19 protein-coding genes and 1 riboswitch are annotated in these 23042 nt (G+C 42.1%); of the genes, 14 read left to right on the top strand and 5 right to left on the bottom strand.

What is annotated here, in order from left to right; all coding sequences use genetic code 11:
• Positions 1-107: 107 nt before the first annotated feature.
• Complete coding sequence (locus ACGHCK_RS06585; protein ID WP_202231384.1) at positions 108-338, bottom strand: DNA-directed RNA polymerase subunit epsilon; 231 nt, start codon at positions 336-338, stop codon at positions 108-110.
• A gap of 436 nt (positions 339-774) precedes the next feature.
• Here ACGHCK_RS06585 and ACGHCK_RS06580 point away from each other — a divergent pair, with 436 nt between their 5' ends.
• The 5 genes from ACGHCK_RS06580 to tsaD all read left to right on the top strand — a co-directional run bounded on the left by ACGHCK_RS06580 (position 775) and on the right by tsaD (position 5397).
• Entirely contained in the window at positions 775-2175 is a 1401-nt protein-coding gene (locus ACGHCK_RS06580; protein ID WP_251423673.1) for an APC family permease, read from the top strand.
• 546 nt (positions 2176-2721) lie between these two features.
• Positions 2722-3432 carry a tRNA (adenosine(37)-N6)-threonylcarbamoyltransferase complex dimerization subunit type 1 TsaB gene (tsaB, locus tag ACGHCK_RS06575; protein WP_202231382.1) on the top strand — a complete coding sequence of 237 codons (711 nt, stop codon included), beginning with the start codon at positions 2722-2724 and terminating at the stop codon, positions 3430-3432.
• Positions 3416-3952 (top strand): ribosomal protein S18-alanine N-acetyltransferase, encoded by a 537-nt coding sequence (gene rimI / locus ACGHCK_RS06570; protein ID WP_271328367.1) that lies wholly within the window; start codon positions 3416-3418, stop codon positions 3950-3952. Before tsaB ends, rimI (ACGHCK_RS06570) begins: the two co-directional genes overlap by 17 nt.
• The gene (gene rimI, locus ACGHCK_RS06565; RefSeq protein WP_251423670.1) at positions 3936-4376 is read left to right on the top strand and encodes a ribosomal protein S18-alanine N-acetyltransferase; all 441 of its coding nucleotides are present in this window, start codon (positions 3936-3938) and stop codon (positions 4374-4376) included. The genes rimI (ACGHCK_RS06570) and rimI (ACGHCK_RS06565) overlap by 17 nt, the downstream gene beginning before the upstream one ends.
• Position 4377: 1 nt before the next feature.
• On the top strand, positions 4378-5397 hold the full coding sequence (tsaD, locus tag ACGHCK_RS06560) for a tRNA (adenosine(37)-N6)-threonylcarbamoyltransferase complex transferase subunit TsaD (protein ID WP_251423668.1): 1020 nt from the start codon (positions 4378-4380) through the stop codon (positions 5395-5397).
• Between the two features lie 325 nt (positions 5398-5722).
• Here the strand turns inward: tsaD and ACGHCK_RS06555 are convergent, their stop codons facing one another.
• Both ACGHCK_RS06555 and ACGHCK_RS06550 read right to left on the bottom strand, forming a co-directional pair.
• Positions 5723-6199: an effector binding domain-containing protein gene (locus ACGHCK_RS06555; protein ID WP_271328365.1), complete on the bottom strand. Its 477-nt coding sequence runs from the start codon at positions 6197-6199 to the stop codon at positions 5723-5725.
• A gap of 9 nt (positions 6200-6208) precedes the next feature.
• The gene (locus tag ACGHCK_RS06550) at positions 6209-7009 is read right to left on the bottom strand and encodes a hypothetical protein (protein ID WP_251423662.1); all 801 of its coding nucleotides are present in this window, start codon (positions 7007-7009) and stop codon (positions 6209-6211) included.
• A 134-nt stretch (positions 7010-7143) separates the two neighbouring features.
• Between ACGHCK_RS06550 and ACGHCK_RS06545 the strand changes: the two genes are divergently transcribed.
• From ACGHCK_RS06545 to ACGHCK_RS06530, 4 genes are all read left to right on the top strand, one after another.
• Positions 7144-9684: a M1 family metallopeptidase gene (locus tag ACGHCK_RS06545; RefSeq protein ID WP_251423660.1), complete on the top strand. Its 2541-nt coding sequence runs from the start codon at positions 7144-7146 to the stop codon at positions 9682-9684.
• Positions 9685-9846: 162 nt separating this feature from the next.
• A riboswitch (THF riboswitch) is annotated at positions 9847-9944 on the top strand.
• 43 nt (positions 9945-9987) lie between these two features.
• Positions 9988-10527, top strand: a complete 540-nt coding sequence (locus tag ACGHCK_RS06540; protein ID WP_271328364.1) for a folate family ECF transporter S component — start codon at positions 9988-9990, stop codon at positions 10525-10527.
• A 189-nt stretch (positions 10528-10716) separates the two neighbouring features.
• Positions 10717-10932 carry an adenine methyltransferase gene (locus ACGHCK_RS06535; protein ID WP_394304514.1) on the top strand — a complete coding sequence of 72 codons (216 nt, stop codon included), beginning with the start codon at positions 10717-10719 and terminating at the stop codon, positions 10930-10932.
• A 150-nt stretch (positions 10933-11082) separates the two neighbouring features.
• Positions 11083-12720 carry a hypothetical protein gene (locus ACGHCK_RS06530; RefSeq protein WP_271328223.1) on the top strand — a complete coding sequence of 546 codons (1638 nt, stop codon included), beginning with the start codon at positions 11083-11085 and terminating at the stop codon, positions 12718-12720.
• 111 nt (positions 12721-12831) lie between these two features.
• Here ACGHCK_RS06530 and ACGHCK_RS06525 read toward each other — a convergent pair whose 3' ends face one another.
• Positions 12832-14064 (bottom strand): cation diffusion facilitator family transporter, encoded by a 1233-nt coding sequence (locus tag ACGHCK_RS06525; protein ID WP_251423885.1) that lies wholly within the window; start codon positions 14062-14064, stop codon positions 12832-12834.
• 339 nt (positions 14065-14403) lie between these two features.
• On the opposite strand from ACGHCK_RS06525, the gene ACGHCK_RS06520 reads away from it, so the two are divergent.
• Positions 14404-16137, top strand: coding sequence for an ABC transporter ATP-binding protein (locus ACGHCK_RS06520; RefSeq protein ID WP_271328224.1), 1734 nt, complete (start codon positions 14404-14406; stop codon positions 16135-16137).
• Positions 16138-16191: 54 nt separating this feature from the next.
• Positions 16192-18285, top strand: a complete 2094-nt coding sequence (locus ACGHCK_RS06515) for an ABC transporter ATP-binding protein (RefSeq protein WP_271328225.1) — start codon at positions 16192-16194, stop codon at positions 18283-18285.
• 436 nt (positions 18286-18721) lie between these two features.
• On the opposite strand, the gene ACGHCK_RS06510 is transcribed toward ACGHCK_RS06515, so the two are convergent.
• Positions 18722-19441 (bottom strand): hypothetical protein, encoded by a 720-nt coding sequence (locus tag ACGHCK_RS06510; RefSeq protein ID WP_251423879.1) that lies wholly within the window; start codon positions 19439-19441, stop codon positions 18722-18724.
• A gap of 220 nt (positions 19442-19661) precedes the next feature.
• On the opposite strand from ACGHCK_RS06510, the gene ACGHCK_RS06505 reads away from it, so the two are divergent.
• The 3 genes from ACGHCK_RS06505 (at position 19662) to ACGHCK_RS06495 (ending at position 23039) form a co-directional block, all read left to right on the top strand.
• Positions 19662-20927 (top strand): UDP-N-acetylglucosamine 1-carboxyvinyltransferase, encoded by a 1266-nt coding sequence (locus tag ACGHCK_RS06505; protein ID WP_251423876.1) that lies wholly within the window; start codon positions 19662-19664, stop codon positions 20925-20927.
• A gap of 47 nt (positions 20928-20974) precedes the next feature.
• Positions 20975-21190 carry a YdbC family protein gene (locus ACGHCK_RS06500; protein WP_202231691.1) on the top strand — a complete coding sequence of 72 codons (216 nt, stop codon included), beginning with the start codon at positions 20975-20977 and terminating at the stop codon, positions 21188-21190.
• A gap of 220 nt (positions 21191-21410) precedes the next feature.
• Complete coding sequence (locus ACGHCK_RS06495) at positions 21411-23039, top strand: hypothetical protein (RefSeq protein WP_271328226.1); 1629 nt, start codon at positions 21411-21413, stop codon at positions 23037-23039.
• Positions 23040-23042: the final 3 nt, after the last annotated feature.

The raw sequence follows: 23042 nt of genomic DNA, 5'->3' as shown, positions 1-23042 counted from the left end.
TAGTTGTATGACAAAATCACTTTAGATTTTTGACTCGCGTCTCCTTCTAAAGTGTTTTGCTGTAAATCTTATGGTAAGGTATGTTCGCATTTACCTATTTTTTAAAATTAAAAGCTTGTAATTTCAAGACCACCGTTTTCTTTTTCATATTCAACAGCTTCATCTGAAAGTGAATCGATAAATTCAACGAGGTAGTCCGTGTTTGCAGCGAGGAGTTCACGGGCTAAGATAATCCCTTCACGTGTATCGGTAACATCAAGGTCGAGGTAGAGAACTTCTGTTGTTTCACGACGTGGTGAGCGGGTTTTATCTTTTTGGTAAAATACTTTGAAAATCATGTTATATCTGGGCGAGTAAACACTCGCCTTCCTTTCTTTCGTTTCTCAATGTTTCAGTTTTACAGTTATCCTCATTTTAGCATAAATTATAGATAATGAAAAGCAAAGGTTACAAGGGAAAAGTTGAAGTTAAAGTCAAACAAGGCAGTAATAGATGTGACACTGGAAATATTATGTAATTGTTTGAACTATTTCCAAAATAATGTTAAGATTAATAATGTAAATTATTAAAATGATAGAGTCAGAAAAATTTATACTGCGAAATTATTCGATTAATATCATCATTTAAGTGGTGCTTGTCATTTGTTCATAGTTTCCTAAACTCTGGGAAGACAGTCTAGGAAGCAAATGGAGAGCATAAAGATGGATAACATTAGCTGCCTCGTCTTCATCTTTGATGATTTGCAAAAATAAATCACTAGGAAGGAAAAAAACTATGGGGTTTTCCACGAAAGCAAAATTTGAAACATACAGCCAAAAAGACAAGCGGCTGGAACAAAAACTTGGTGTCAAAGACTTTTTGGCGCTTGGTGTTGGGACAATAATTTCAACATCAATTTTTACATTGCCAGGTATTGTTGCAGCGAAGTTTGCAGGTCCAGCGGTTGTATTTTCATTCTTGCTTGCCGCTGTTGTAGCAGGCTTGGTAGCATTTGCATACGCTGAAATGTCAACAGTTATGCCATTTGCGGGTTCTGCATATTCATGGATTTCTATTTTATTTGGAGAAGGTTTTGGTTGGATTGCAGGTTGGGCTTTACTTGCAGAATATTTTATTGCTGTGGCCTTTGTAGGTTCAGGCTTTTCAGCTACCTTCCAACATTTGCTTGCAACGGCTAATATTCATTTGCCTGCAGCTTTAGCACATCCATTTGGAACGAATGGCGGAATCGTTGATATTATATCATTAGCAGTTATTTTGATTGCAGCACTTTTCGTCTGGCGTGGTGCGAGCGATGCCGGGAGAGTTGCGCAGGTCTTAGTCGTTTTAAAAGTATTGGCTATCCTTACCTTTATCGTTGTTGGTTTAACAGTTATAAAACCGCAAAACTATGTGCCATTTGTTCCTAAACATGATCCAAACACAGGATTTGGTGGTGTATCAGGTATCCTTGCAGGAGTATCGATGATTTTCCTTGCTTACATCGGATTTGACTCTATTGCGGCTAATTCAGCTGAGGCGAAGAATCCAAAACGCACAATGCCATTGGGAATTTTGGGCTCACTCGCCATTGCTGTTGCTTTGTTTTCAGCAGTAACACTCGTTCTTGTAGGAATGCATCACTATTCAGCATATGCTGGCAATGCGGCTCCTGTATCATGGGCTCTTACAGAGGCTGGTTTCCCACTTCTTTCACAAATTGTGTCAATAGTTGCAGACACAGGAATGTTCGTTGCTCTACTTGGAATGATTCTTGCAGGTTCACGTCTGCTCTACGCGTTTGGACGTGATGGTATGCTGCCACAAAGCATTGGAAAAATCGACAAACGCGAAAATCCATCTAACGCTTTATGGGTTTTAACTGCTATCTCAGTAGTTATCGGTGCCTTTTTCCCGTTCACTTTCCTCGCACAGCTAATTTCAGCAGGAACGCTGGTTGCCTTTATCTTCGTATCCGTCGGAATATTTGCACTTCGTCCGCGTGAAGGAAAAGACTTGCCTGAAGCAAGCTATAAAATGCCATTTTATCCATGGTTGCCAGCATTAGGAGCTATTGGTTCAGTCATTGTCTTTGAAAACCTTGATGGATTGGCAAAACTCTATTGCTTTATCTGGTTACTTATTGGTTTAGTTTTGTATTCATTATATGGTGCAAAACGTACTAAGTCTGAATAGTTACGGATAAATTAAGATGATTTGCTGATATAGGATGAGTCAGCCACTTGAAAAAAATCAAGGGAGCTTGACTCATTTCTCCGCACAACACTTCCGAATGAGACAGGGATTTCGCAATTCAGCTTTGACGTTTAGGTCATATGCCAGCGCAGGGAGTCTATTCCATTTTATCAGTTGCTAAGCTTCAAGCTGTTGCTGTGCTGGTCGTTGCTGATGTCATTTTAATGCTGGGGTCAAGAAGAGCTTGCGGTGCCCTTTAGAAGATGAGTCAGCAATATCTGTTTTTACATATGTAAACCAACCGTCTTAAAGGGTTTCTACAGAGCTTGTTTATCGCAAGCTCTTTTTATTTGTCTTTTTTTATCCTATTTTTCGTCATTATCAAAGAAAAAAATTTCAAGAAATATAAAAAATGTTATAATAGGAACTGTCGTATACTCCTAGATTATAAAGAGAAGTTGCATATGTTTTCTGAACCTGAGCGATTACAATAAAGCAGCAAACCTTAGAGTAGGGTAGAAATAAGGAAGAATGGAGAGATAACTCGTGAAAATTTTAGCTTTTGACAGTTCCAGTAAGGCACTATCTGTGGCACTTGTTGACAATGATGTCTTATTGGGAGAAATTACTCTAAACTTAAAGAAAAATCACAGCACGACTCTGATGACTTCCGTGGACTTCTTGATGCAACAGGCTGCCGTTGAAGCAAGTGAGCTTGATCGGATCGTTGTCGCACAAGGCCCAGGCTCTTATACAGGTTTGCGCCTGGCAGCTACTGTAGGGAAAACGTTGGCCTACAGTTTAAATAAAGAACTTGTGGGTGTATCAAGCCTCTTAGCTATCGCCAAAAGGTTGAAAACAAATAAAGCCATCGTCCCTGTGATGGATGCGCGTCGTGGCAATGCTTATGCAGCCCTCTATAAGGGAGATGAGGAAATTATTTCCGGTCAGCATTGCGCTTTTCGTGAATTCTTAGAGCAATTAGATAAAAATCTGCCGGTTGTATTTACGGGAGAGACGGAGAATTTTGTAGCTGATATCAAAGCGGCAGAGTTTGCGAATTTTGAGATTATTGAAGACAGTTTAGAAAAATTACCCTCGGCTTATCAAATGGCACGTCTTGGAAAAAGTCTTGAACCGGTGGAAGTTCATGGCTTTGCTCCAAATTATTTGAAAAAAGTTGAAGCAGAAGAGAAATGGTTGGAGACACATGAAGAAGCTGAAAGCGCTGCTGGCGAATATGTTCAAAGGATTTGAACCACGCCGCTATCTAAATATGGATGAAGTTGAGTTAAAGTCTAATATTGATGGTGTTGAATATCGTTTAGCAGAACGTGAAGACATTGTTGAGATGCTAGCTATTGAGCGTGACGTTTATAATGGTGAAGTTCCATGGACCTTTTCACATTTTGAGCATGAAATTGTTCAGAATGAAAATGCCTTTTTTGTGTCTGCGGTAGTTGACGGAAAACTTATTGGATTTATTGGGATTCGTCTTACAGAGCGGGGCAAGGTTGTTCATATCACTAATCTTGCTGTTTCAGTCGCCTATCAAGGGTGGGGAGTGGGAACTCATCTTGTGAACCAGATGATTCGACTGATGACCTTACTCGGCAAGAATCAGGTAACGCTTGAAGTGCGCCGTGACAATACCAAAGCTCAAGGACTTTATCGGCGTTTGGGTTTCTCAACAGGTAAGCTGATTTCACAGTATTATGAAGATGGTGGAGATGCCGTGTGGATGTCAAGGCAGTTGAAAAATGAATCTAAAAATTAGGCGACTTGATGTTAAAAATTCGGATAGAGCCAAGTTAGCGCATAAGCTAGAAAAAATTTTGAAAGACTGCTACGGTCGTTCGCCTTGGTCTGAAGCATATCTCATGAAGAACCTGAAAACGGATACGTATTTTCTAGCAGAAGCTGAGGGAGAGCTTGTTGGTTTTTTATCTGTTCAGCTTATCATGGGCGATATGGAAATCACCAATCTTGCAGTTAAACCGGAATTTCAAAGTAAAAAAATTGCCAGTGCCCTGATGGAACAGGTAAAGGATTTTTCGGGAACGATTTTCTTAGAGGTTAGAGAATCAAATATACCTGCTCAAAATTTATACCAAAAATATAATTTCGAAAAGTTTCATACTCGAAAAAACTATTATTCGCACCCGACAGAAGATGCGATTCTGATGAGGAAAATACAATAAAATGAAGGATAAATATATACTAGCTTTTGAAACTTCTTGCGATGAAACATCTGTTGCTGTTTTAAAAAATGGAACAGAGCTTCTTTCTAACATTATCGCGAGTCAAGTAAATAGCCACAAACGTTTTGGTGGAGTGGTTCCAGAAGTTGCCAGCCGTCACCATGTTGAACAAATCACAGCATGTATCGATGAAGCCTTAGATGAAGCTGGCATCGAGGCCTCTGATCTTACAGCAGTAGCTGTAACAGAAGGACCTGGTCTCGTTGGTGCTTTGCTGATTGGGATTATGGCGGCGAAAACTTTTGCCTGGGCTCATAAACTACCGCTTATTCCGGTCAATCATATGGCTGGTCATCTTATGGCAGCTGCATTAGTGGATACTATCGAATATCCAGCAATGGCGCTTCTAGTCAGTGGTGGACATACGGAGCTCGTCTATGTTGAATCTGAGGGCAATTACAAGAAAATAGGTGAAACACGGGATGATGCCGCAGGAGAAGCCTATGATAAGGTTGGACGTGTGATGGGCCTGACTTATCCATCAGGAAAAGAAATTGATGAGCTCGCGCATAAAGGGAAAGATACTTACGCTTTCCCACGTGCGATGATGACTGCAGCAGACGGTCTCGAGATGTCTTTCAGCGGGCTCAAATCTGCCTTTATCAACCTTGTACATAACGCAAAGCAAGGAGGAAAGGACTTAGTTGCAGATGATTTAGAAAATCTCGCGGCAAGTTTTCAAGCGGCGGTAGTAGATGTTCTTATTGAAAAAACAAAACGTGCACTTGAACAGTACCCAGCGAAGACATTGATTGTTGGAGGCGGTGTGTCTGCAAATCAAGGTTTACGCGAGCGCTTGGCTACCGATATGACAGACATTAAGGTTATCTTGCCACCCCTTCGCCTCTGTGGTGATAATGCAGGAATGATTGCTGCTGCGGCTTCTATTGAAATGGAAAAAGGAAATCTTGCAGATTTATCGCTTAATGCCCGTCCAAGTCTTGTTTTTCGTGATATGTAAGAAAGTTCGGTGCTTTTCTTAAGTACCTTCTTGTTATAAGGGAAAGAGAGTGAGACAAAAGTTTCAAAAATGAAAAAACGCTTAACCCCATGTATGAGAATGCTGTGGTTAAGCGTTTTTTATGATGTGCTTTGACGAAATGAGTTTTTTTATAAGACAAATGCATGAAAAAATCCTGAGAACAAGAGAAGCTCTTACATGTCATTCTAGCTTGAAGGAGTGAAGAGCAGTATAAGAACTGTTAAAATATTCAGGGCGCATTACGCATTAAGTAATACATTCATCGCTTTTTCGAAATTTTTTCGCCTTCTTTTTCTGAGGCTTTTTATTTTTTCACAACGGGAGGCCAAAATTCTCCATAATAGCTCCCGTCTCCTCTCTCTTGCCGATAAGCAGCATTTGAGCCCCCGAGGTAAGCATAGTCAGTCATTGCTGGCAGGATATTTCGGAAAGCCTGATGAGACAACCGCTCGAAGATTGCTTCCTTATCTGCGATAGCAGCAATAACAATGTAATCACTCTCAGGGAATTTAATCAAGCGGCTATCATCCTTGACTGTTTTTCTGGTTTCCACTGCAAAATAATTCCAAGCTTTTTCATAGTAATCATCATTGACGGACCATTCTCGGTCATTTTTGGCCAGCTTTTTGAGTTTGTCAAAACGCCCATCCGTTCGTAAAGTCTTCTCAAACAGTTCCTTTTCAAGCAACAAGGTGCGATAATCTTGAAGCGAAGCTTGGACTGGAAAGCCGTAGGCAGATAATATAAAAGAGGGTTTGTGCTCCAAAGTATAGTCAATCATAAGTGCTCCTTAGTTGACAACAGTTAGTTCATGTATAGAGCGACCTTCATCATCAAACATTTCCAACCAGCTGTTAGTCCCCGCAAAATAAAGAAAATGTCCCACTTCATTTACAGAGCGTAAGATGATATCCTCTGTAGTTGTCCAAGTTTTAGGGTCGAACTTGTCCTTGTTTTCTTCTCGAAGTGCGAACGTAAATTTTGCTGCCAAGCCAAAGGTTCCATCTGCTCTTTTTGGGGCAGCATCATCAGGCAAAATCTTTGCCCCTGCAAGAAGGCGCATCTCAGTAGATTTTTGCCAAATAACAGTCCCAGATGTTCCCTCATGTTTAATGTGAAATTCAATATCAGAAATTGCCTTTTTCCAACGATGTTGTGCCTTAGCGGAGAAAGCTTTTTTCTTCGCAAACTTAAACCCGAAAGCTTCCAAACTAGGTAGAAATTCCGCCGCCGCTTTACTGCAGGCTTGGTAGATATTTTTAGGAATCTTGAGAGACTCAGGTTGAGCTGCCAGTTTCATCCCTGCTTCCTGCGCCTTTTCAATCAGAAAGGCTTCTAGATAGTTGCTGTCTATATCGTAAGCACTCGGATTAAGGACGATTACTTTGTCAAACTCTAGTTTAGGGATTAACTTTTTATCCACAGCAATCATAATAATCTGTCCTTTTTTCACCAACAAAAATATTTCGCCTTCCTGTAGGGCAAAGCGACTATTGTGGCTTTCAAAAATACGAATACTTGCGCCAGATGCAAGCTCTAAGAGAAGCTTTCCCTTTTCATCAAGGGTTACCGAAAATCTTGTTTTTTTCATAGTTTCATTTTACCAGAAAAAATTGTTTTTTCATCCTGTTTTGAAATATGCAGTAAAATTTGTTTATTTTCTCGAAATTTTCTAAACAATTTGCTATAATTGGTTAAACTAACTAAAAAGGAAGCGAAAAAACTATGGCAGTAAAACGTTTAATCGAAACATTTGTACCAGAAAATTATAAAATTTTTCTTGATATTGACCGTAAGGCTAAAACTTTCAAAGGTCAAGTAGCTATCAAAGGTGAAGCCAAGGCAGACACTGTTTATTTTCACCAAAAAGATTTGAATATTACTAAGGTTTCTGCTTTTAGTGTTGAGGCAGACTTTACTGTAGATGATGCCAATGAAGAAATCGCGGTTAAAGTCGGTCATGAAGGACAAGTCACTGTAGCTTTTGAGTATGAAGGTAAGATTACAGATAATATGATGGGGATTTATCCTTCATATTATGAGGTAAACGGTGAGAAGAAAATGCTTATCGGTACGCAATTTGAGTCGCATTTTGCACGTCAAGCCTTCCCATCTATTGATGAGCCAGAGGCTAAAGCTACATTCGACCTCTCTGTGAAGTTTGATGAAGAACCGGGTGATATTATCATTTCTAATATGCCAGAGCTTCTCAATATCGAAGGCATTCACGTTTTTGAACGTACAGTTCGTATGAGTACTTACCTTCTTGCTTTCGTCTTCGGTGACATGCAGTATAAAAAAGGACGTACCAAGTCTGGTATTGAAGTAGGAACTTTCTCAACAAAGGCACATTCAGAAGAGGTCTTAGACTTTCCTTTAGATATCGCGATTCGTTCGATTGAATTTTACGAGGACTATTATAAAACACCTTATCCATTGCCACACAGCTGGCATGTTGCGCTGCCTGACTTCTCAGCAGGTGCGATGGAAAACTGGGGCTGTATCACTTACCGTGAAGTCTGCATGCTGGTTGACCCAGAAAATGCCACAGTTGCCAGCAAGCAGTATGTAGCAACAGTCATTGCGCACGAGCTGGCGCACCAGTGGTTTGGTGATTTGGTAACCATGCGCTGGTGGGATGACTTGTGGCTCAACGAATCCTTTGCCAACAACATGGAATATGTGGCGATTGATGCTATTGAGCCTGACTGGAAAGTTTGGGAAAGCTTCTCTGTTAAAGAAGCCAGTCTTGCCTTAGATCGTGATGCTACAGATGGTGTTCAATCTGTTCACGTGGATGTGAACCATCCTGACGAAATCGGTACACTTTTTGATGCTGCCATTGTCTATGCCAAGGGCTCTCGCCTGATGGTCATGCTCCGTAAATGGCTCGGCGATAAAGACTTCTCAGCAGGACTTCACAAATACTTTGAAACACACCAATATGGAAATACAGTAGGTGAAGATCTCTGGACGGCGCTTTCAAGTACGTCAGGTAAGGATGTCGGCGCATTTATGAACTCATGGGTTAACCAACCCGGCTATCCTGTGTTGACTGCGGAAGTTGTTGATGACACACTGGTCTTAAGTCAAAAGCAATTCTTCATTGGTAAAGGTGAGGATAAAGGGCGTTTGTGGCAAATTCCATTGAATACGAACTGGAAAGGCTTGCCAGATACATTGACTACGGAAAAGGTTGAAATTCCGGGTTATGCAGCTCTTAAGGCTGAAAATGCAGGTCAACCGCTCTTCTTCAATGAAGCGCATGCAGCGCACTATATTATTGATTACAAAGGCGAGCTTTTGGATAATCTTTTGGCTGACCTCGCAAATCTTGAAGACATTACAAAATTCCAAATTTTGCAAGACCGCAAATACCTTGCTAAAGGTGAGGTCATTAGCTATGCTGATGTGGTGAAAATTTTACCTGCCTTCGCCAATGAAGAAAGCTATATCGTTAACCAAGCCCTCAATCAAATTTTTGCAGAGTTGGATATCTTCGTTGATGATGAATCAGAGACCGAAAAATCATACAAGTCCCTTGTTGGCAAATTATTTGCGAAAAACTATGCCCGTCTAGGTTGGGAGAAAAAAGCAGGAGAATCTGCTGGCGATGAGACACTACGCGGAACGGTACTTTCTCGCATACTTTATGCTGAAAATCCTGGAGCAGTAGCGAAAGCAAGCGAAATTTATGCAGCACATAAGGACAATGTAGCGACTATTCCTGCGGACATCCGTCCAATCATTCTGACTAACGAAATCAAAGTTACGAACTCTGCAGAACTTGTAGCTTCCTACATGGACATTTATACAAAAACAAGCTTGCAAGAGTTAAAACGTGAGTTGGCAGCAGCTGTGGCTAACATACGTGATGAGGCTGCTATCGACAGCCTCTTGAAGGACTTCAAGAACGCTGATGTTGTGAAACCACAAGATATTGCTTTCTCATGGTTCTACCTCTTATCAAAAGATTTTGCCCAAGATGCTGCATGGACTTGGGAACGTGAAAACTGGGAGTGGCTCGCTGAAAAACTTGGTGGTGACATGAGTTATGATAAATTTGTTATTTACCCAGGTAATGTCTTCAAGACAGCTGAAAAATTTGAAGAATATAAAGCGTTCTTTGAGCCAAAACTAAGTAATCCAGGACTCAAACGTTCTATTGAGATGGCGATTAAACAAATCGATGCGCGTGTAGCATTGATTAACAATCAAAAGCGTGCTGTTGAGAACGCAATTGCTGCTGTAGAAAAAGAACTTTAAGAAGGAAAATGTTGCTTGAAAGTTGGATAAAACTGACTTTTGAGCGCTTTTCATTTTATGAAGCAAACTTCTGTAAACATCTAAAATCCAATGTAAAAGAAAAGCCTTGAAATTGAGAAGTATCTGAACAAAGCTTATGATAAGCTAGGGAGGTAAAAAATAAACAGAGTAGGGCCGATGCGTTAAGTGCTGTGAAATGGGATGTCGTTCACAGACGAAACTTGATTTTTCAAGTGCGGTAGAGGCTTGCATCCGCTGATTCTCATATAATCAGTTACTCACCAGATCCTTGGGAGGTACTATATGAAAAAGTTTACTGTGAAGCTGTCACTCATACAGCTTGTTTTCTTAGCGATTTTGTTGGCATTGTCTATCATCTTACGCTCTTTTACTCTTGGGAGTAGTCTTTGGAAGTTATCGCCAGGCTTTGTGGCTGATGGCTTGATTGGCTTCTTTGTTGGCCCTTTGTGGGCGGGAGTAGCTCTAGGACTAGGCGATATCCTAGGTGTACTTTTTCGAGGGAGTATCTCTTCACCGGGTATGACTGTAACAGCTGTCATTGTCGGAGTTATTTATGGTTGGGCTTTTTACAACAAGAAGTTCAGCATAACGCGAACTAAAGATTGGCTTTATATTTTAGCTGTTGTGAGTGTAACAATGCTTCTTCAAACAGTGCTACTCAATACTTTTTGGCTTTCGCTCATGTATCAGACACCTTTTAAAGTTCTATTGGCTACCCGCATTCCTTTTCTCGTGCAGATTCCTATAAGAACGGCCATCTTCATGGTAGTGTTTGATAATATTCAACGTTTACCACAGATTATGAGCCGTCTAAAAACATAAAAAAGATGAAAAATTGCTTACCTAATACACAGGAATGCTGCAGGTAAGCAATTTTTGTTTTTCCATTTTGTCTGAAATTAGAATATCTTCCTTCTTTGGCTTTGTATTATTGTTTTCTTTGTCACTGGATACTTTTTTAAATATCATTTTGAATTTGGTAAGAAAAAGATTACAATAACATTATATAATATGTATATTGTGTTACTTGATGTGTACAATATACTTGACGAGGAAAAGGCCATGCTCTATAATCAGACAGCACAGCACAGCACAGCACAGCACAGCACAGCACAGCACAGCACAGCACAGCACAGCACAGCACAGCACAGCACAGCACAGCACAGCACAGCACAGCACAGCACAGCACAGCACAGCACAGCACACACAGCACAGCACAGCACATAAACAGGCGGTAGATTGTCGCTCTTTTCTCCATGCACCAAAACGTTCCGGATGACTGGGACGTTTTTTGCCGTGTGCTGCTGCCATGTGCCTGAAAGTGCTCCTATTCACCATCACTTCTAATCGAAAAAACTAAAAAAGAGGAAAAACAAAATGCACGTAAAAAACAAGAGAAAACTGGGGATTGCCCTAGTTCTGTTCACACTCCTTCTGCTGATTGCAGGGACATTCGCCTTCACCGCCTTCAACCAACGCGCTATTAACGACCGCCTAAGAGATAATCTGGGCGAAGTAGGCGGCCGTGTTCACGACTACTACAACCGTGACACAGAAAACAAGGACGTCTTTGTCGAAAACTATGGGGAGGAGCCTATCATGGCACGGGTTCGCCTGTCTGAGTTTATGGCGATTCGAGCCCGTGGAGAAGAGAACTTCAATTCCATAGTGCCAACTGCCGTTCGAGAGAGTGTAGAGACTTGGACGACCTACATTCCCTCAACAGAAAGCCTCAGTATCCGCACGGGCGACTCTGCCGTCTTTAACCAATATAGTAACCTGACCTTTGGTTGGACCCGTCAAGGAGAACATGCGCCTTGGTACTTGCCCACCTTCAACCATGTGGAGAACGACCTGATGACGGCTGCAGCAGGGCATGCGCGAGACTATATCGCTGGAACTGGCGCCACAGACGGTGAGACAGATGGGGCCACTCATCCAGGTACGGGTGAGGATGCCTACTGGCAAGAAGGGGAGAGCTATACAAATGGTCAAGGCCCAACAAGTACAGTCTGGCCCGGTGCCCTTGAAGGCGTTGAACGTACAACAGCGCAAAATTTAGCACAAGACCGTGCCCCACTTACACTTCAGCAATGGTCTGCCTTACCCAATGAGCATAAAATTGGGGACTTCTGGGTAATCGACCATGAAACAGGCTGGGCTTACTGGGCCAGTCAACTGCAGGAGGGGGAAAGCAGTTCTTACCTGCTTGATGCAGCAGTGATGACAGAGGCGGCACATGATATCCGTGGTTCTTATTACTACGCTATCCATGTGGACAGCCAGTTGATTACGCCGGACCGCGACTTTGAAAATGAGCCAGAAAGTGGAGAGGTAGGTCGTCTGCTTCGTGGTATCCGGAATAATGCAGTGGATGATAATGGCGAACTGCCTGCAGAAAATCCAGATGCCGATGAACCTTCGCCGATAAGCGCTTTTAATTTTGAGAGTATGAATCCTGGTCGTCTCTTTACGACATCAGACGGGCAACAATTCCGTTACCTTGAAGATATGGGAGAGGGGAATCACTTGATTATCCGCGATGAAGTAATCCCTTCCGTTACTTGGAATGGAAAAGATGCTTATTTTAACATGTGGTTAGCTACAGAGACACCTCAAGATTTGCAGGACATTGTTCAACCTGTTGCTAATAACTTTATAACTGGAAATGTTGCGTTTGATTCGTCTGCTTTCGAGTGGTTAGGGAGTATGCGTAATCCTACCAATTTAACTGGGGCGGCGGCAATAGATTTTACTGCTGTTGTTCCTGGAGGAGCTAGGCGTGCTTTTGCCCTTTCCTTAGCGGATGTTATCCGATTTTCCGGTCCAGGTCGTGGGTTTCCGAACAATGCAGAACGTGGTGCTGGTATACATTGGTGGCTACGTACCCCATCTACTGTTGAAAATAGGGCTTGGGAGACAAGTTCTTCGGGTGGTTTTCATGGTTCGATAAGTACCACAGGAGAAGCTTTCTCTGGTAGAGGCGTCCGCCCCGCCCTCATCATCCATCAATAACAAAGCATCAACAACCTCTATCTACAAAAAGTACAATTCCTTAAGGAATTGTACTTTTTACATAGTATTTCAGCCTGTTACCGAGACTACTAAGAACTCGCTTTAATCTCTTCAAAGGACAGAAGTTTCCTCAGCTTTTTCTGTGAGCTGACGGTAGATACAACGCCAGTACTCATTTCTTCGCCAGACACTTGATACCGTATAGCTCTTTTGGTTGTCCAGATAATGGTAAGTGAGGATGAAAGTTTTCTTGCTGACTTGCTCTGCCTGATAGTTTTTAATCGCTAAGTTTTCTTTTGGTGTTGCGTTAGCGATGAAGCTTTCTGCTTGGATAATTTCACCGCTTGAGGTGATAGCTTGAAATTGTGGGGCTAGCAGCTGATTGAGGTTTTGACCATTGAGGAGCATTTCTTCCTTTGGGAGAAGTTCCAAAGCACGTGAAGCAAAGTGCTCTTCCTCTGGTAAAGCGGCGGGTTCTACATGGACATCAACATCATAAACATCAAAACCAGCCATGAGCATACGCTCTATTTTTTCAGTAGCAGCATGACTTTCATAGACAGAGAGGTCACGTGACATCTCAACGACAACATCCAGAAAGATATTGCTGCCATAGGTGCGACCACGAATCATTTTAACAGATTTGACCTTATCGATCAGTTCGATAGCTTCCTTATAATCTTCTAAAAGATTATCGTCAAAACCATCAGAGAGCGAAAAGACACTGTCTCGGAAAATATCATAAGCGGTTTTGAGAATGAAGCCACAAATGATTAAAGCCATGATGCGGTCTAACCAAATCCAATGCATAGCAGCTGCAATGATAGCAACAGTTGTACCCAAAGAAGTCAGTGCATCACTAAGATTGTCTTTGCTAGATGCTTCAAGTGCTTTTGATTGTGTTTTCTTAGCTAAACGATTAGAGTAGAAATAAACGGAAATCATAACCAGAGCAGAAAATAGTGCGATTATAGCACCAACTGGATTGATTTCTGCTGAACTTCCTTCTATAAAATTGACGATGGTTTGACGAAGAACTTCAAAACCGATAAGGAACATGATAAAGCTGGAGATAAGACTGGAAATAGACTCGACTTTCCAATGTCCATAAGCATGATCATTATCAGAAGGAATGCGCGCAATGCGTAGACCGATAACGATGGCGATGTTACCTAGAATATCAGTGACATTATTAAAACCATTGGCCAAAAGGGAAGCAGAGTGAGTGATTTGTGCGACTCCAAGTTGTAAGAGGGAGAGAAATATATAAGCGCCTATACTGACCCACACGCCACGTTCGGCAAGCTTAAGGCTGTGAGAGCGTGAAATTTTACCGTTGTTCATAACATAATTATAACAGAAAAGCAGCTCGCCCGCTTTTCACCAATACCTCCATAAGAGAGTGGAGTAAAAACAAGCCAAGGCTTACCGTCTTTCTTTCACCAGAATGAGAAGATTAAAGGAAGGGGACTGTTCATTAACTAGGGTATCACAAATCATTGACACTCTTCTTGAAAAAGGTTAGAATATAATTGTTAGTTTATACAAGTTATAAACTAAACAAAAGATTAACAGTGTTAGTTATTTTTGTTGAAAAATAAATATTTAAATGTTATAATTTTTCAGCTAACGTATTTATTTTTGTCATTTTTGACAAGAAAATGAAAGGAAACTTTTTTATTTATGGTAATGAAAGCCATCGGCAAGTACAAATTTCTTGTCTTCGCTGCCCTCGCTACCATGCTTCTTCAAGTTGGTGCTGCGCTTTGGCAACCGCAATATATGAAGAACATTCTAAGCGTTATGGCAGAGTCTATCTCAATATCAGATAAGGTCGATAAAATTAATCACTATGGGGTATATCTTTTACTCATCGCCGCCGTAGGATTGATTGGTTCTATTCTTAACACAGTTACTGCTGCAAAGATTGCGCAGTCAGTATCCGCAGATATCCGTGAAGAAACTTTCCGTAAGATTCAAACTTTCTCCTATGAAAACATTGAGAAGTTTAATGCCGGAAATCTGGTTGTACGTATGACGAACGACATCAACCAAGTGCAGACACTTTTGATGATGACTTTCCAAGTTTTAATCCGGGTGCCCTTGCTCTTTGTCGGAGCTTTTGTCTTGTCCATTATCACTATGCCAGAACTTTGGTGGATTATCGTTGTCATGGTTGTACTCATCGTAATAGTAACCATGCTGTCCATGAAGTCAATGGGGCCTCACTTCATGGTCTTTCAAAAACTGATGGACCGCATTAACGGGATTGCCAAAGAAAACCTACGTGGCGCACGTGTTGTTAAGTCCTTTGTTCAGGAAAAAGACCAGATTCAAAAATTTGATGAAACCTCTGACGAACTTCTGGATCACAATATGGCTGTAGGCTACACTTTTGCTGCCATGATTCCAGCCTTCACTATCATCTCTCAACTGGCTGTATTTGGAGCGATTCTGTTGGTTTCTACCTATGTTACCCGTGATTTAAATACAGCTGCCAGCACACTTGGTGGTATCATGTCCTTCATCCAGTACATGATGCAAATCATGATGGCTATCATCATGGGAGGAATGATGTCCATGTTTGCATCGCGTGGTTTTGTTTCGATTGGGCGTATCAAAGAAGTGCTTGAAACCGAACCTGCGATGGTCTTCGAAGATGTTCCGGATGAAGAGCTAGAAGGATCAGTCAAGTTTGATCATGTTTCTTTCTCTTACCCTAATGATGAGCAGCCAACACTTAAAGACATAAGTTTTGAAATAAAACCAGGTCAAATGGTGGGTATTGTCGGAGCTACAGGTTCTGGTAAATCAACCTTGGCTCAGCTTATTCCTCGTCTTTTTGATCCGACAGAAGGTACAGTAAGTGTCGGCGGCAAAGACCTGCGGCATGTTTCCAAGACAACCCTGAAAAACACGATTTCGATTGTCTTGCAAAAAGCGATCCTCTTCTCGGGGACAATTTCAGGAAATCTGAAACAAGGTAAAGCAGATGCGACACCAGAACAGATGAGCCGTGCAGCAGAAATTGCCCAAGCAGCAGAATTTATCGAGAAGCTTCCCGAACACTATGAATCACAGGTTGAAGAACGTGGAAATAACTTCTCTGGTGGTCAAAAACAACGCATGTCGATCACACGTGGTATCATCAAAGATCCTAAAGTTCTCATCTTGGATGACTCAACATCAGCGCTTGATGCCAAGTCAGAAAAGTTAGTTCAGGAAGCTCTAAGTAAAGACTTGAAAGATACGACAACAATTATTATCGCTCAAAAGATTTCATCTGTCGTTCATGCGGACAATATTCTTGTCCTTGATGAAGGTAAACTTGTTGCGCAGGGCACACACACAGAGCTAGTTAAGAACTCTGCGGTTTACCGTGAAATCTATGATACACAGAAAGCAAAGGAGGACTAAGTTTTCATTGTTCTTCAAACCATTTATTTGAAAACAAGAAAATGAAAAAAGATTATGAATGATACATCTCGTGCATTGAAGTTCTTCTATCTCTACTTCAAAAAATACAAATTACAGTTCCTCGTGATTGCGATATTTATCATTGCGGCTACTTATCTGCAAGTTAAAGCACCCGTACTTCTTGGGGATTCTATTACACACCTTTCTACCTACGTAGGAGGTTATTTTAGTCATCAACATGCTGATGAAGCGGTCAAGGGCTTGCAACAAATCGCGGCTAGCTCGAGTCAGGCACAAGATGCACTGCAGCAAATCGCTAGTCAAATGTCTCAGGCCGCAGGTCATGTGGTTGATTGGCATAGCCTAACATCTGCTAATGTTCCTGCAGCGGTAACGTCAAACCTACCATCTGGTACGACTATTGACAGCTTGCAAGCTCTGGCTAAAATTCCCACAGACTGGCACCAATTGACAGATGCCAATGTACCAGAAGTTATCCGTGCAACGCTCAATGGGCAGTCTATTGCTGACTTGATGAAGGTGGCTACCTCACAAGCGCCAAGTAAGGCTGACTTTATGAATTCGATGTGGATGCTTCTTGCCTTTTACTTGATGACAGGTGTGGCTCAGCTCATCTATAGCTTGCTCTTTACACGTATCGTTGCACACTCTACAAACCGTATGCGTAAAGGTCTCTTTGGTAAGTTGGAGCGCCTTACGATTTCTTATTTTGACCGCCATGCGGATGGTGACATTCTCGCCCGCTTTACTTCTGACTTGGATAATATTCAAAATACACTGAACCAAGCAGCGGTCAATGTAACGACCAACTTTGCTCTTTTCATCGGGATTTTGTATATGATTTTTGATCAAAATGTCAAGATGGCTTTGGTTACAATCTCGACGACACCTGTCGCTATCCTCTGTGCAGTGATTATCATTGTCCAAGCTAAAAAGTACACAGACAAGCAGCAAAAAGAAGTCGGTGAACTCAATGCTTATATGGATGAAAAAATTTCTGGGCAAAAAGCGATTATCGTTGAAGGACTTCAAGCAGATGCGATTGCAGGTTTTGAAGTCCGTAATGATAAAGTGCGTAAAACAACCTTTGCAGCGCAAGCTTGGTCAGGGATGATTTTTCCACTGATGAATGGCTTCTCGCTCTTGACTTTGGCCTTGGTTATCTTTGCAGGAGCGAATATCCTACTTAACGATGCTTCATTGTCAACTGCAGCAGCTTTTGGTTTACTTGCTACATTTATCCAATATGCACAACAGTATTACAACCCAATCATGCAAATTTCATCTTCTTTCGGTCAATTGCAACTTGCGGTAACTGGTGCAACACGTCTGAATGTGATGTTCGATGAAAAAGAAGAAGTACGTCCTGAAAATGGAAAAGTATTTGAAGGCATTTCTGAAGGGGTTCACATTGAAAATATTGACTTCAGTTATCTTCCAGAAAAACCAGTCCTTAAAAACGTGAATATCAATGTCGAAAAAGGCCAAATGGTTGCCTTGGTTGGTCCAACAGGGTCAGGTAAAACCACTGTTATGAATCTTATGAACCGTTTCTATGATGTGGACAAGGGCGGAATCAAGTTTGATGGAACAGATATCCGAGAATTTGACTTAGATTCTCTACGCTCTAAGGTTGGTATTGTTTTGCAAGAGTCTGTCCTTTTCTCTGGCACAATTGCGGACAATATCAAGTTTGGTAAAAAAGATGCGACTATGGAAGAAGTTATCACGGTAGCCAAGACAACACATATCCATGAATTTATTGAGAGTTTGCCCGAGGGATATGACACGATGGTCGACGATGAAGACAACGTCTTCTCTGTGGGGCAAAAGCAACAAATTTCAATCGCGCGAACTATTTTGACAAATCCGGAATTGCTGATTCTGGATGAGGCGACATCTAATGTTGATACAGTAACGGAAGAGCAAATTCAGTGGGCGATGGAAGCAGCCATCGCTGGGCGTACCTCTTTTGTTATCGCACACCGTTTGAAAACAATTCTTAATGCAGATAAGATTGTTGTTCTTAAGGATGGTGAGGTCATCGAAGAAGGAAACCACAATGAACTTGTAAATCTCGGAGGCTTTTATTCTGAGCTTTATCATAACCAATTTGTCTTTGAATAAAATTAAGAATAGCCTTTATATATAAAGGCCACAACGACATAACTCGACTCTAAAAACTGCTTAGTGGGCGAGTTGAGATTTAACTTTTGGACAAATACTCTAAATGTGTTATAGTGAATCCAACGAAATTTGACACGCAAAAACGCCCGTATTCCCGTACGAGCGTTTTTGTTATGTGTGGCTAACATCCAATAAATCTAGCGCTTATCTTTATGGTTAAGCTAATAAGTAAAGATAGCCACGATACAATCCGATATAACCGAGACTAAAAGTGTAATAGCGAAATTTGACACTTCAAGCCCTCCTTTCTGCTAGATTATCCAGAAGGACAAAGTTTATTATGGCATAAAATTAAAAGCTTCTAGAGTAATGATGAAGTAGAGGGATATTTTTATGTTTTTTAGAATATTTATTGTAAGAATGACGAACACCCAGATTATGATATTTGTTCAAAAACAGCAACAATATCAACGGCACCAACGCCAGGCGGGATAATGGGTTGGTCTTTGCTGACGGGATTATCTCCCACTTGCCAGCCGATGAACTGATAGTAAGGTAACTTAGCTTTGGCTTGGGAAATATAGCCTTGCTCGATGCTCCGCATCCCCACAGGATGCGTCCAATCTAGAGATTCATTCCAGATTGTCCTTGCACTATAGCGAACAGGATATTTGATAGGCGTCCATTGTGCATGAAAATCATAGATTTGTCCCAGTGGTTCAAAGTTAGGATTCTCCTGCGGTTTCCAAAGAAAGCTCGGGTTATACACTCTTGTCCGATGGATAACAGAACTTGGTCCAGCGTAAAGTTGAGCCTGTTCTTGTGATTGAGGAGTGGCGAGTACATTGTGACGATTGCGGACCTTCGCCCAACCCTCAAACGTGTAGCCTTGAAGCTTCAAAGTTTTGTTTTTAAGAGAATAACTTTGACTTTTTGGAAGGAGCTCAGAACTCATACCAATCCATTTGCCCTCGGAGTTAAAAATCTTATGGTAGTTTTGGTAGTCTGCCTCATTGAGAAGCGGCAGTGGAGAAAGTTCGGCTCTTTCAAGATGGTGAAGCATGTCTTTGTTAATATTAAAAAAATAATTGGCTTTAAAAAAGTTGGATTTCTTTTTATTTGGGATGAAGGAAGTTTTGAGCGAAAAATTCATCATTTATCCCTTTCTTTGATTTAGTCTTTAAGGTTATATTATCATTTTTTTCTAATGATATACAATAATATGGCATGGCTATAGAGACAGACAATTTATGCAGATATATGTGAAGGAAAAAGAGCACTTTTTATCTATCCAAAAGAAAGGAAAAATGATAGAATAGAAGGTACATGTATTTCATGTCTCAAATAAAACAATAAGTGATAGAGTAAATAAATTTATGAAAAAGATAGTAATCAATGGTGGTCGAAGTATTTCGGGGAGAGTGACAATTTCTGGAGCTAAAAATAGTGTTGTCGCCCTCATTCCGGCAACTATTTTAGCCAATGATGTTGTAACTCTTGAAGGTGTTCCTGATATTTCTGACGTTGCGAGCTTGGTAGAAATCATGGAGATTATGGGGGCAAAGATTGAGCGTGATGTTGATGCTGGGGTTTTGACCATCGATACACGTGATGTTGTTTCCAAACCTCTGCCCTACGGTAAGATAAATTCCCTACGTGCTTCTTATTATTTCAACGGTGCCTTGCTTGGACGTTTTGGGAAAGCAACCGTTGGTCTACCGGGAGGCTGTGATCTTGGACCACGTCCGATGGATTTGCACATTAAAGCTTTTGAAGCTTTAGGAGCAGAGCTGTCTTATCTTGAAAACGCAATGCATCTTGAGGCTAAAGAAGAAAAATTACATGGCACAACTATCTATATGGATATGGTGTCTGTAGGAGCGACAATCAATACCATGCTTGCGGCAAGTACAGCAGAAGGTGTTACGATTATTGAAAATGCTGCGCGTGAACCAGAAATTATTGATGTGGCTACTTTGCTGAATAATATGGGTGCTAAAGTTCGGGGTGCTGGTACAGATGTTATTCGTATCACGGGGAAGGCAGACATGCATGGTGCACGTCATACAGTGATTCCTGATCGTATCGAGGCAGGGACTTATCTGGCCTTAGCTGCAGCTGTCGGTGAGGGTGTTATTGTTGATAATGTGATTTACGAGCATTTAGAATCTTTTATCGCTAAACTGGAAGAAATGGGTGTACGGATGACGATTCGCGAAGACTCTATCGAAGTTCATCGCTCTGAAAACTTGAAGGCTGTTAACATAAAGACAGTACCTTATCCAGGATTTGCAACAGATTTACAGCAACCCATTACGCCACTTTTGCTCAAAGCGAAAGGTCGCGGATGGGTTATGGACACAATCTATGAAAAACGTGTCAATCATGTGCCGGAAATGGCACGCATGGGTGCTGCTATTTCAACTGTTGATGATCGAATCGTTTATGAAGCACCGAGTACACTTAAGGGGGCGCGTGTGCGTGCAACGGACTTACGTGCGGGCGCTGGATTGGTCTTGGCAGGTATTATTGCAGAAGGGACAACGACAATCGAAAATATTGAATTTATCCTGCGGGGCTATGACAGTATCATTGAAAAGATGACAGCCCTCGGCGTGGACATTAAACTAATCGAAGATTAGGCGTGAAAAGTTTGATACTTTTACGTATCAATCTACAGGAGGTAAATATGGCTGATTTAAAATTTGAGATTGAGGAACATCTTATTACGCTGTCTGAAAATGCTAAAGGCTGGACAAAAGAACTTAACCGTGTTTCTTGGAATGGTATGGAAGCAAAGTATGACCTCCGTCAATGGTCACCTGATCATAAAAAGATGGGTAAAGGTGTGACTTTGACGGATGAAGAGTTTGCTGTGCTCTTAAGAGAACTTGGGAACAAATAAAGACCAGTAGACTGTCAATAAGATAGAGACAAGAAGCTCCAACCGGGGCTTCTTTTCGCATGCCTAAAAGTCAAGTCCCAGCCACCCACCCTTTTCTCATCAAACACTCATTTCATTTGACCTTTTTTTTTTTATACTATAGACTCAGAAAGTAAACGTAACATTAGAAATGAAAATGTAATGAAAATCTAAACCACAGGTTACGTCAAAGGAGGAGTTTATGACACCAGAAAAGAAAAACCAGCGGCGGCTGCGCAACCTCGCGCTCCTGTCCCTCTTATTGCTCTTGGTAGGCGGCACCTTCGCCTTCCAAGCCTTCAACCAACGGGCCATCAATGACCGGTTGAATGAAGTGGACATCAATGTCGGTGGTCGTGTCCACGACTACTACAACCGAGACACCGAAAACAAGGACGTCTTCGTGGAAAACTACGGGGAGCGGCCTATCATGGCACGGATACGCCTGTCCGAGTTCCTTGAAACCCGCCAGCGTGACGAAACGGACTTCACGCCCCTAGTGGCAGGGACCAGCCGTGACGATGTAGAAAACTGGACCACATGGATTCCCAGCGCAAACGACATCACCGACCGTGAAAACACCAATGACTCAAATGCTTTCGACCAGTACGCCAACCTCATCTTTGGTTGGGAACGTTCCGGTCAAGATGCCCCATGGTATATGCCCACCTTCAACCATGACAACCTCGACCAGAGAACAGCAGCGGCAGGTCATGCGCGGGACTGGATCGAAGGGAACGGTGCAACAGATGCGGTCACAGACGGCGCGACACATCCGGGTGACGGAACCGATGCTTACTGGTCAGCAGGTGAAGACTTTGACAACAGTGGTCCAATCTGGCCGGGAGAAGAAGTGACCAACCACACCGCCCAGAACCTTCCCCAAGACCGTGCCCCAATGACCATGAACCAGTGGAGCACCTTGCCTAACGAAGACAAGATAGGCAACTTCTGGGTGGTTGACCACAACACAGGTTGGGCTTACTGGGCCAACAGACTGAACAGTGAGCAAGCCAGCTCTTACCTGCTTGATGCAGCGGAGATGACAGCTGCCATTGAGGACAAGGTTTTTAACGGCTTTTACTACTATGGGATTCATGTCGAGAGTGGACTGGTGAGTCCTGACCAGCATGAGGAGTTCCTCAATGACGGGGAGCAACACCATGCGGAGCTGGCAGACCTTCTCCGTGGTATCCAGAACGGAGCGATGTACGATGACGGCCCGAACCCACTGCCTAACGAAGACAGTGCCCCTGCAGCCTTTGACTTTTCGACCATGCGCCCGGGCCGTATCTTTACCATGGCTGGGGAGCAGTATCGTTATCTGGAGAATCAAGGTTCTGGGAATCATCTGATTATTCGGAACAATGTGATTAGTAATGCTCGTTTTCATAATCAAGAGAGCTTCATTGACACATGGTATAGTGGACTAGATGCATCGGTTAGAAATATGGTGCAACCTGTGGCCAATACTTTTACGACAGGTGCTATTCCACATGAGGATGTAACTTGGACAGATGGGACTATAAATAGACCAACCAATTTGCATGACTTTCCAGAAGCTGATGCAGATGTATCTCGAGTTGTTCCGGGCGGAACGCCACGTGCATTTCCTCTATCTGTGGCAGATGTGACACGTCTTTTTGGTAATAGACAAGAACGGAGACTACCTCACATTCCTCCATATGGTGCTTATTGGATGCTTCGTACTCCCGGAGCATCAGGACATGGCTGGATCGTCAGCATGGGAGGCTGGATGGGTGGCGACCGTCTTAATACATGGGGTGGTCCTGAAGGCGGTGCTCGTCCCGCCCTCATCATCAACCAATAAAAC

Origin of the sequence: Lactococcus muris, assembly GCF_042849115.1 — a bacterium.
GTDB classification, from domain to species: domain Bacteria; phylum Bacillota; class Bacilli; order Lactobacillales; family Streptococcaceae; genus Lactococcus; species Lactococcus muris.
The sequence above is the reverse complement of the archived record's forward strand: the minus strand, read 5'-3'. Positions and strand labels throughout refer to the sequence as shown.

Bases quoted from the DNA above. Each gene is read 5' to 3' on its own strand.
- ACGHCK_RS06585 (WP_202231384.1), bottom strand. From the start codon at position 338: ATGATTTTCAAAGTATTTTACCAAAAAGATAAAACCCGCTCACCACGT.
- ACGHCK_RS06505 (WP_251423876.1), top strand. From the start codon at position 19,662: ATGAAAAAGATAGTAATCAATGGTGGTCGAAGTATTTCGGGGAGAGTG.
- ACGHCK_RS06540 (WP_271328364.1), top strand. From the start codon at position 9,988: ATGAAAAAGTTTACTGTGAAGCTGTCACTCATACAGCTTGTTTTCTTA.
- ACGHCK_RS06495 (WP_271328226.1), top strand. From the start codon at position 21,411: ATGACACCAGAAAAGAAAAACCAGCGGCGGCTGCGCAACCTCGCGCTC.
- ACGHCK_RS06580 (WP_251423673.1), top strand. From the start codon at position 775: ATGGGGTTTTCCACGAAAGCAAAATTTGAAACATACAGCCAAAAAGAC.
- ACGHCK_RS06535 (WP_394304514.1), top strand. From the start codon at position 10,717: ATGTATATTGTGTTACTTGATGTGTACAATATACTTGACGAGGAAAAG.
- ACGHCK_RS06550 (WP_251423662.1), bottom strand. From the start codon at position 7,009: ATGAAAAAAACAAGATTTTCGGTAACCCTTGATGAAAAGGGAAAGCTT.
- ACGHCK_RS06500 (WP_202231691.1), top strand. From the start codon at position 20,975: ATGGCTGATTTAAAATTTGAGATTGAGGAACATCTTATTACGCTGTCT.
- ACGHCK_RS06545 (WP_251423660.1), top strand. From the start codon at position 7,144: ATGGCAGTAAAACGTTTAATCGAAACATTTGTACCAGAAAATTATAAA.
- ACGHCK_RS06520 (WP_271328224.1), top strand. From the start codon at position 14,404: ATGGTAATGAAAGCCATCGGCAAGTACAAATTTCTTGTCTTCGCTGCC.
- rimI (WP_271328367.1), top strand. From the start codon at position 3,416: ATGTTCAAAGGATTTGAACCACGCCGCTATCTAAATATGGATGAAGTT.
- ACGHCK_RS06525 (WP_251423885.1), bottom strand. From the start codon at position 14,064: ATGAACAACGGTAAAATTTCACGCTCTCACAGCCTTAAGCTTGCCGAA.
- ACGHCK_RS06530 (WP_271328223.1), top strand. From the start codon at position 11,083: ATGCACGTAAAAAACAAGAGAAAACTGGGGATTGCCCTAGTTCTGTTC.
- ACGHCK_RS06510 (WP_251423879.1), bottom strand. From the start codon at position 19,441: ATGATGAATTTTTCGCTCAAAACTTCCTTCATCCCAAATAAAAAGAAA.
- ACGHCK_RS06515 (WP_271328225.1), top strand. From the start codon at position 16,192: ATGAATGATACATCTCGTGCATTGAAGTTCTTCTATCTCTACTTCAAA.
- ACGHCK_RS06555 (WP_271328365.1), bottom strand. From the start codon at position 6,199: ATGATTGACTATACTTTGGAGCACAAACCCTCTTTTATATTATCTGCC.
- tsaD (WP_251423668.1), top strand. From the start codon at position 4,378: ATGAAGGATAAATATATACTAGCTTTTGAAACTTCTTGCGATGAAACA.
- rimI (WP_251423670.1), top strand. From the start codon at position 3,936: ATGAATCTAAAAATTAGGCGACTTGATGTTAAAAATTCGGATAGAGCC.